1 protein-coding gene is annotated in these 8,154 nt (G+C 76.0%); it reads left to right on the top strand.

All coding sequences use genetic code 11. The annotated features are described in order from the left end of the window. Window positions 1–8,154, top strand: an 8,154-nt coding sequence (locus tag AB0A94_RS38265; RefSeq protein ID WP_361751610.1) for an SDR family NAD(P)-dependent oxidoreductase, incomplete at both ends; no start/stop codon positions are given.

Below are 8,154 nucleotides of genomic sequence, written 5' to 3'. Positions count from 1 at the left end.
CTGCTGGCCACCTACGGCCAGGACCGGCCCGCCGACCGGCCGCTGCTGCTCGGCTCCATCAAGTCGAACATCGGTCACGCCCAGGCCGCCGCCGGCGTCGCCGGCGTCATCAAGACCGTCATGGCGCTCCGCCACGGCCTGCTGCCCAAGTCCCTGCACATCGACGCCCCGTCGACCCACGTGGACTGGACCGAGGGCGAGGTGCGCCTGCTCACCGAGACCGTCGACTGGCCGGAGACCGGGCGTCCGCGCCGTGCCGGTGTGTCGTCCTTCGGCATCAGCGGCACCAACGCGCACACCATCATCGAGCAGGCCCCGGAGACCGAGCCGGTCACGCCGGCCGTGGAGCCCGGGCGCGTTCCCGGGACCGTGCCGTGGCCGGTGTCGGCCAAGTCCGAGGAGGCCCTGGAAGGCCAACTGGAGCGGATCACCTCCCTCGGCCCCGACACCGCGTCCGCGCTGGACGTCGGCTTCTCCCTGGCCTCCGGGCGGTCGGTGTTCGAGTACCGGGCGGTGTTCCTCGCCGACGCGGAGGGCGGTGCCCCCGTGGAGGTGGCGCGTGGTCGTGCGGTGGAGCGGTCGCTGGCGGTGCTGTTCTCGGGTCAGGGGTCGCAGCGGGCGGGGATGGGGCGTGAGCTGTACGACCGGTTCCCGGTGTTCGCGCAGGCGCTGGACGCCGTACTGGACCGGCTCGACACGGAGCTGGAACGGCCGCTGCGCGACGTGCTGTTCGCGGAAGCCGGCACGCCGGAGGCGGAGCTCCTGGACGCGACCGGGTTCACGCAGCCGGCGCTGTTCGCGGTCGAGGTGGCGTTGTTCCGGTTGGTGGAGTCGTGGGGTGTGCGGCCGGAGTTCGTGGCCGGTCACTCCGTCGGCGAGATCGCGGCCGCGCATGTCGCCGGGGTCCTGTCGCTGGAGGACGCCTGCGCGCTGGTCGCGGCGCGTGCCCGGCTGATGCGGGAACTCCCGCTCGATGGCGCCATGATGGCGATCGAGGCCACCGAGGAGGAGATCACCCCGCGCCTCACGGACGGGACCGCCCTGGCCGCGGTCAACGGCCCCGAGTCCGTCGTCGTGTCCGGTGCCGAGGCCGAAGTCGTCTCGCTCGCCGACGAGTTCGCGGGGAAGGGCCGCAGGACGCAGCGCCTCGCGGTGAGTCACGCCTTCCACTCGCCCCTGATGGAGCCGATGCTCGACGCCTTCCGCGCCGTCGCGGAAGGACTGACGTACGCCGAACCGCGCATCCCCGTCGTGTCCAACGTGACCGGCGAGATCGCCGGCCCCGGCCTGCTGTGCTCCGCCGACTACTGGGTGCGCCACGTCCGCGGCACCGTCCGCTACGCCGACGGCGTGGGGGCGCTCACCGGTGCCGGGGCGAACGCCTTCCTCGAGGTCGGCCCCGACGGCGTACTGACCGCGCTCACCCGCCGGTGCCTCGACGCCGACGCCGACACGGTCGCCGTCCCCGCCCTGCGGGGGGACCGGTCCGAGGAGAGCGCGCTGCTCACGTCGCTGGCCCGGCTCCACGTGTCCGGGGTGCGCGTCGACTGGCGGCCCTGCTTCGACGGCACCGGCGCCCGCCGCACCGAGCTGCCGACCTACGCCTTCCAGCGGTCCCGCCACTGGCCCGACGCCCAGCGCTCCACGGCGGGCGGAGCCGGGGCCGACCCCCTGGACACGGCGTTCTGGACGGCCGTGGAGGGCGAGGACCTGACCACGCTCGCCGCCGATCTCGCGGTCGACACCGACGCGCTGGGCGCGGTCCTGCCCGCCCTGTCCACCTGGCGGCGCAGGCAGCGCGACCAGGCGATGGTCGACGGCATCAGGCACCACGAGGCGTGGAAGCCGCTGTCGCTGCCGTCCACCGCGCCCACCGCCACCGGCACCTGGCTGGCCGTCGTCCCCGAGGCGCTCGCCGACGACGCGTGGGTGGCCGCCGTCCTGGCGGCCGTGGGCGCCGACGTCGTGCCGCTCACCGTCGGCACCGCCGACCGCGACGCGCTCACCGGAAGGCTGCGCGGCCTGCTCTCCGAGGGCGCCGCGCTCACCGGAGTGCTGTCCCTGCTCGCCCTCACGGACACCGCCGGGACCCCGGCGGCCTCGACGGCGGTGCTGCTCCAGGCCCTGCTGGACGCCGGGATCACCGCGCCCCTGTGGTGCGTGACGCGCGGCGCCGTCGCCGTCGCCGGAACGGAGCGGCTCACCGCCCCCGGCCAGGCGGCGGTGTGGGGCCTCGGCCGGGTCGCGGCACTGGAACTCCCCGTGCGGTGGGGCGGGCTGATCGACCTGCCCGCCGCCCTGGACGACCGCGCCGCCAGGCGGTTCGCCGCCGTCCTCGCCGGACACGACGGCGAGGACCAGGTGGCCGTGCGCGACTCGGCCGTCTTCGGCCGCCGGCTCGTGCCCGCGCCGAAGGCCGCCCCCGACGCCGGATGGGAGCCCAGCGGCACCGTCCTGATCACCGGGGGCACCGGAGGCCGCGGCGCCCACGTGGCGCGCTGGCTCGCCGCCGCCGGGGCCGCCCGCCTGGTGCTGGTCAGCCGGCGCGGCCCGGACGCGCCCGGCGCCGCCGAACTCGCCGACGAGTTGCGGGAGCTGGGCGCCGAGGTGACCGTCGCGGCCTGCGACGCCGCCGACCGCGACGCCCTCGCCGCCGTCCTCGCCGCCGTCCCCGAGGACACCTCGCTGACCGCGGTGGTGCACGCCGCCGGCGTCGTCGACGACGGAGTGCTCGACGACCTCACGCCGGAGCGGTTCGCCGCCCTGCACCGTGCCCGCACCGCCCCCGCCCTCCACCTGGACGAACTGACCCGGGACCGGGACCTGACGGCGTTCGTGCTCTGCTCCTCGGTGGCCGGCACGGTCGGCACCGCGGGGCGCGCCGGCCTCGCCGCCGCCACCGCCGTCCTGGACGCGCTCGCCCGGCGCCGCCGGGACGAGGGCCTGCCCGCGACCTCCATCGCCTGGGGCGCCTGGACCGACGAGGAACCGGGCGCGGACACCGCGGTCACCGACGCGGCGGACGCCGGCACCGGTGCCGGCGCCGGGCGTCCGGCCCGCACCGCCGGTCACCCGGCCGTGCACCCGGACCTCGCGCTCGCCGCCCTGCGGCAGGCCGTGACCCGGCCGGAGCCGGCACCCGTGGTCTTCGACCCGCGTCAGCCGCAGGTCCTGGACACCCTCATCGGTATCCGCGGCAGCGCCCTGCTGCGCGACCTGCCGGACGCCCGGCAGGCACTGGCCGACGCGGCCGCCGCGCGCCGGCAGACCGAGACGGCCGCCTCCGGGCTCGCCGCACGGCTGCGGCGGCTTCCCGCCGCCGACCGCACCGCGCTCCTCGGCGACCTGGTCCGCACCCACGCCGCCGCCGTCCTCGGCCACCCGGGACCGGAGGCCGTCGCCCCCGACCGCACCTTCCGCGACCTGGGCTTCGACTCGCTGACCGCGATCGAGCTGCCCAACCGGCTCGCCCTCGCCACCGGTCTGCGCCTGCCCGCCACCACGGTCTACGACTTCCCGACCGCGCAGGCCCTGGCCGAGCACCTGGTCGCCGAACTCCTCGGCGAGCAGGACACCGAGTCCGCTCCCGACCGGGTGAACGCCGCCGGACCGTCCGACGACCCGATCGTCATCGTCGGCATGGCCTGCCGCCTCCCCGGCGGCGTGCGCTCCCCGGAGGACCTGTGGCGGATGCTCAGCGAGGGCCGCGACGGCATCGAGGCCTTCCCCGAGGACCGGGGCTGGGACCTCGCCACCCTGGCGACCGGCGGCGCGGACGGCCGCGGCCGCAGCGCCACCCTCCGGGGCGGATTCGTCGACGGCGCCGCCGAGTTCGACGCCGGCTTCTTCGGGATCTCCCCGCGCGAGGCCATCGCCATGGATCCGCAGCAGCGCCTGCTCCTGGAGACCACCTGGGAGGCGTTCGAACGGGCCGGCATCGACGCCGACGGACTGCGCGGCAGCCGCACCGGCGTGTTCGTCGGCACCAACGGCCAGGACTACTCCACCCTCGTCATGAACTCCCGCGAGGACCTGGAGGGCCACGCCGGCACCGGACTCGCCGCCAGCGTCGTCTCCGGCCGGCTCGCCTACACCTTCGGCCTTGAGGGGCCCGCGGTCACCGTCGACACCGCCTGCTCCTCCTCCCTGGTCGCCCTGCACTGGGCGCTCCAGGCGCTGCGGGCCGGTGAGTGCGACCTCGCCGTCGCGGGCGGCGTCACCCTCATGAGCACCCCGTCCGGCTTCTCCGGCTTCACCCTGCAGAACGGCCTCGCCACCGACGGCCACTGCAAGGCGTACGCGGACGCCGCCGACGGCACCGGCTGGTCCGAGGGCGTCGGCCTGATCGTGGTGGAGCGCCTCTCCGACGCCCGCCGCAACGGGCACGAGGTGCTCGCGGTGGTCCGGGGCTCGGCCATCAACCAGGACGGCGCCTCCAACGGCCTGACCGCCCCCAACGGTCCCTCGCAGCAGCGCGTCATCCGCCAGGCCCTGGCGAGCGCCGGGCTCACCCCCGCCGACGTGGACGCCGTCGAGGGCCACGGCACCGGCACCCCGCTGGGCGACCCGATCGAGGCCCAGGCCCTGCTCGCCACCTACGGCCAGGACCGGCCCGCCGACCGGCCGCTGCTGCTCGGCTCCCTCAAGTCGAACATCGGCCACACCCAGGCCGCCGCCGGCGTCGCCGGCATCATCAAGACCGTCCTGGCGATGCGGCACGCCGTCCTGCCGAGGACCCTCCACGTCGACAGGCCCTCCACGCACGTCGACTGGGAGGCGGGCGCGGTGCGCCTGCTCACCGAGCCGTCCCCCTGGCCGGAGACCGGCAGGCCGTGGCGCGCGGGCATCTCGTCCTTCGGCATCAGCGGCACCAACGCCCACACCATCATCGAGCAGGCGCCCGAGCCCGAGGCGGTCCCCTCGCCGGCCGGCTCCCCGGCGACCGGCACGGCGGCCCCCGCGCCGGCCCCCTCGGTCGTCCCGTGGCCCGTCTCCGCGAAGTCCGAGGAGGCCCTGGACGCCCAGGTGGCCCGCATCGCCGCGCTGACCGGCAGGCCCCCGCTGGACGTGGGCCACTCCCTGGCCACCGGCCGCGCCCTGCTCGACCACCGCGCGGTCCTCCTCGCCGGACCCGGCGGGGCACCCCTCGAGGTGGCGCGGGGCCGCGCCGCGTACCGCACCACCGCCGTCCTGTTCTCCGGCCAGGGCTCCCAGCGGGCCGGCATGGGGCATGGACTGTACGCCGCCTTCCCGGTGTTCGCCGAGGCCCTGGACGCCGTACTGGCCCGTCTGGACACCGGCGGCGAAGTCCCCCTGCGCACGGTGCTGTTCGCCGAGGAGGGCACGCCCGAGGCGGAACTCCTCGACACCACCGGCTACACCCAGCCCGCGCTGTTCGCCGTCGAGGTCGCCCTGTACCGGCTCGTCGAGTCCTGGGGCGTGCGGCCCGACTACGTGGCCGGTCACTCCGTCGGCGAGATCACGGCCGCGCACGTGGCCGGGGTGCTGTCGCTGGAGGACGCCTGCACGCTGGTCGCGGCGCGTGCCCGGCTGATGCAGGAACTCCCGGCGGGTGGCGCCATGATCGCCGTCCAGGCCACCGAGGAGGAGGTCACCCCCAGACTGACCGACGGCGTGGCCCTGGCCGCCGTCAACGGACCCGACTCCGTCGTCGTCGCCGGCGCCGAGGAGGACGTCCTCACCCTCGCCGCCCTGCTCACGGCGGACGGCCGCAGGACACGACGGCTCTCCGTCAGCCACGCCTTCCACTCGCCGCTGATGGAGCCGATGCTCGACGCCTTCCGCGAGGTCGCGGAAGGGCTGACGTACGCCGAACCGCGCATCCCCGTCGTGTCCAACGTGACCGGCGAGATCGCCGGCCCCGGCCTGCTGTGCTCCGCCGACTACTGGGTGCGCCACGTCCGCGGCACCGTCCGCTACGCCGACGGCGTGCGCGCCCTGGCCGACGCCGGAGTGAGCGCGTTCCTGGAGGCCGGACCCGGCGGTGTCCTCACCGCGCTGACCCAGCGCTGCCTGGACACCGGCCTCGACGCCGTCGCCGTACCCGCGCTGCGCGCGGACCGCGACGAGGAGACCGCGCTGCTCACCGCGCTCGCCCGGCTCCACACGGCCGGTGTCCGCGTCGACTGGGCGGCCTGGTTCGAGGGCACCGGGGCGCGCCGCACCGAACTGCCGACCTACCCCTTCCAGCGTGAGCGGTTCTGGCCCCGCCCGGCCGCCCTGACCGGCGACGTCAGCTCGGCCGGCCTGGTCTCCGCGGACCACCCGCTGCTCGGCGCCGCCGTGCCACTGGCCGACTCCGAGGGCGCGCTGTTCACCAGCCAGATCTCCATGCAGGTCCACCCCTGGCTGCTCGACCACAAGGTCGGCGGCACGGTCGTCCTGCCCGGCACCGGCTACCTGGAGATGGCCGTCCGCGCCGCCGACCAGGTCGGCTGCGGCCGGGTCCAGGAACTCGTCCTGTCCACCCCGATGGTGCTCGACGAGAAGGTGCCCACCGCCCTCCAGGTCGTCCTCGGCGCCCCGGACGAGGAGGGGACCCGCACCATCGCGTTCTACTCCCGCCCGTCCGACGCCACCGACGCCCCCTGGACCCGGCACGCCACCGGCTCCCTCGCCGCCGCGGAGCACACCGCCCCGTTCGACGTCCCCGTCTGGCCGCCGGCGGACGCGCGGCCGGTGCCGGTCGACGGCACCTACGAACGCACCGAGTACGGCCCCTGCTTCCAGGGGATGCGCAAGGTGTGGATCCGCGGACAGGAGGCCTTCGTCGAGGTCGCCCTGCCCGAGGAGATCGCCGGGGACGCCCAGTACTTCGGCATCCACCCGGCCCTGCTCGACGCCGTCCAGCACGCCAACGGCTACCTCGGCGTCGGCAGCGAGGACAACCCGCTGCTGCCGTACATCTGGAACGGCGTCTCGCTGCACGCCGGCGGCGCCACCACCCTGCGGGTCCGCGTCACCAGGCTCGGAGACGAGTCGGTCACGCTCACGGCGGTCGACGCCGAGGGCGCGCCCGTGCTGTCCGCCGAGGCGCTGGTGCTGCGCGCCCCGAGCGTGCCGCGCGCCCCGGTGGCCACCGGCAGCCAGGAACCGGTGTTCCGCCTCGACTGGGTCACCGCCCCCGAGGTCAAGCCCACCGAGGGCCTGCGGGCCGTCACCCTGGGCGCCGACGTCTTCGGCACCGGCACCGCACTGTCGTCCCTCGCCGACCTCACCGACCCGGCCGACGCCCCCGACTACGTCCTCGTCCCGCTCCGGGGGGAGTACACCGCCGCGGACGGCACGGACGCCGGCGGCGACCCGGCCGCGCCCGGCACGGACGTGCCCGGCGCCGTCCACGCGCTGACGACCCGCACCCTGGAACTCGTACGCCAGTGGCTGGACCACGACCGGTTCGACCGCACCCGCCTGGTCTTCGTCACCCGTGACGCGGTGGCCACCGCCGACGGCGAGACCGTACGGGACCTCGCCGCGGGTGCCGCCTGGGGTCTGGTGCGCTCGGCCCAGTCCGAGAACCCGGACCGGTTCGTCCTCGTCGACCTCGACGGACAGGACGACGTCCAGGCACTGCTGCCGGACCTGCCGGCCCTGCTCGCCACCGGCGACGCCCAGTTCGCCGTACGCGGGGGCACCGTCCGCGTCGGACGGCTGGACCGCCTCGCCGCCGGCGCCGGACTGCTCCCGCCCGTCGACGTGCCGTGGCGGCTCGACACCACCGGCAAGGGCACCCTGGACAACCTCGTCCTCGCCCCGTGCCCGGAGGTGCTGCAGCCGCTCGGCGACCACCAGGTCAGGATCGACGTCGACGCGACCGGCCTGAACTTCCGCGACGTCCTCAACGCCCTCGGCATGTACCCCGGCGAGTCCGGCCCGATGGGCACCGAGGCCGCCGGCGTGGTCACGGCCGTCGGCTCCGCCGTCACCGGACTGCGGCCCGGCGACCGGGTGTTCGGCACCGTGCCCGGCGGATTCGGGCCGGTCGTCGTCGCCGACGAGCACTACCTGGCCCGCGTCCCCGACACCTGGACCCAGCAGGAGGCGGCCTCCGTGCCGCTGGTGTTCCTGACCGCCCTGTACGCCTTCCGTGACCTGGCGGGTCTGCGGGCGGGGGAGTCGGTGCTGGTGCACGCC

This window comes from Streptomyces sp. NPDC044984, assembly GCF_040646935.1.
Taxonomy (GTDB): Bacteria; Actinomycetota; Actinomycetes; order Streptomycetales; family Streptomycetaceae; genus Streptomyces.
The sequence above is the reverse complement of the archived record's forward strand: the minus strand, read 5'-3'. Positions and strand labels throughout refer to the sequence as shown.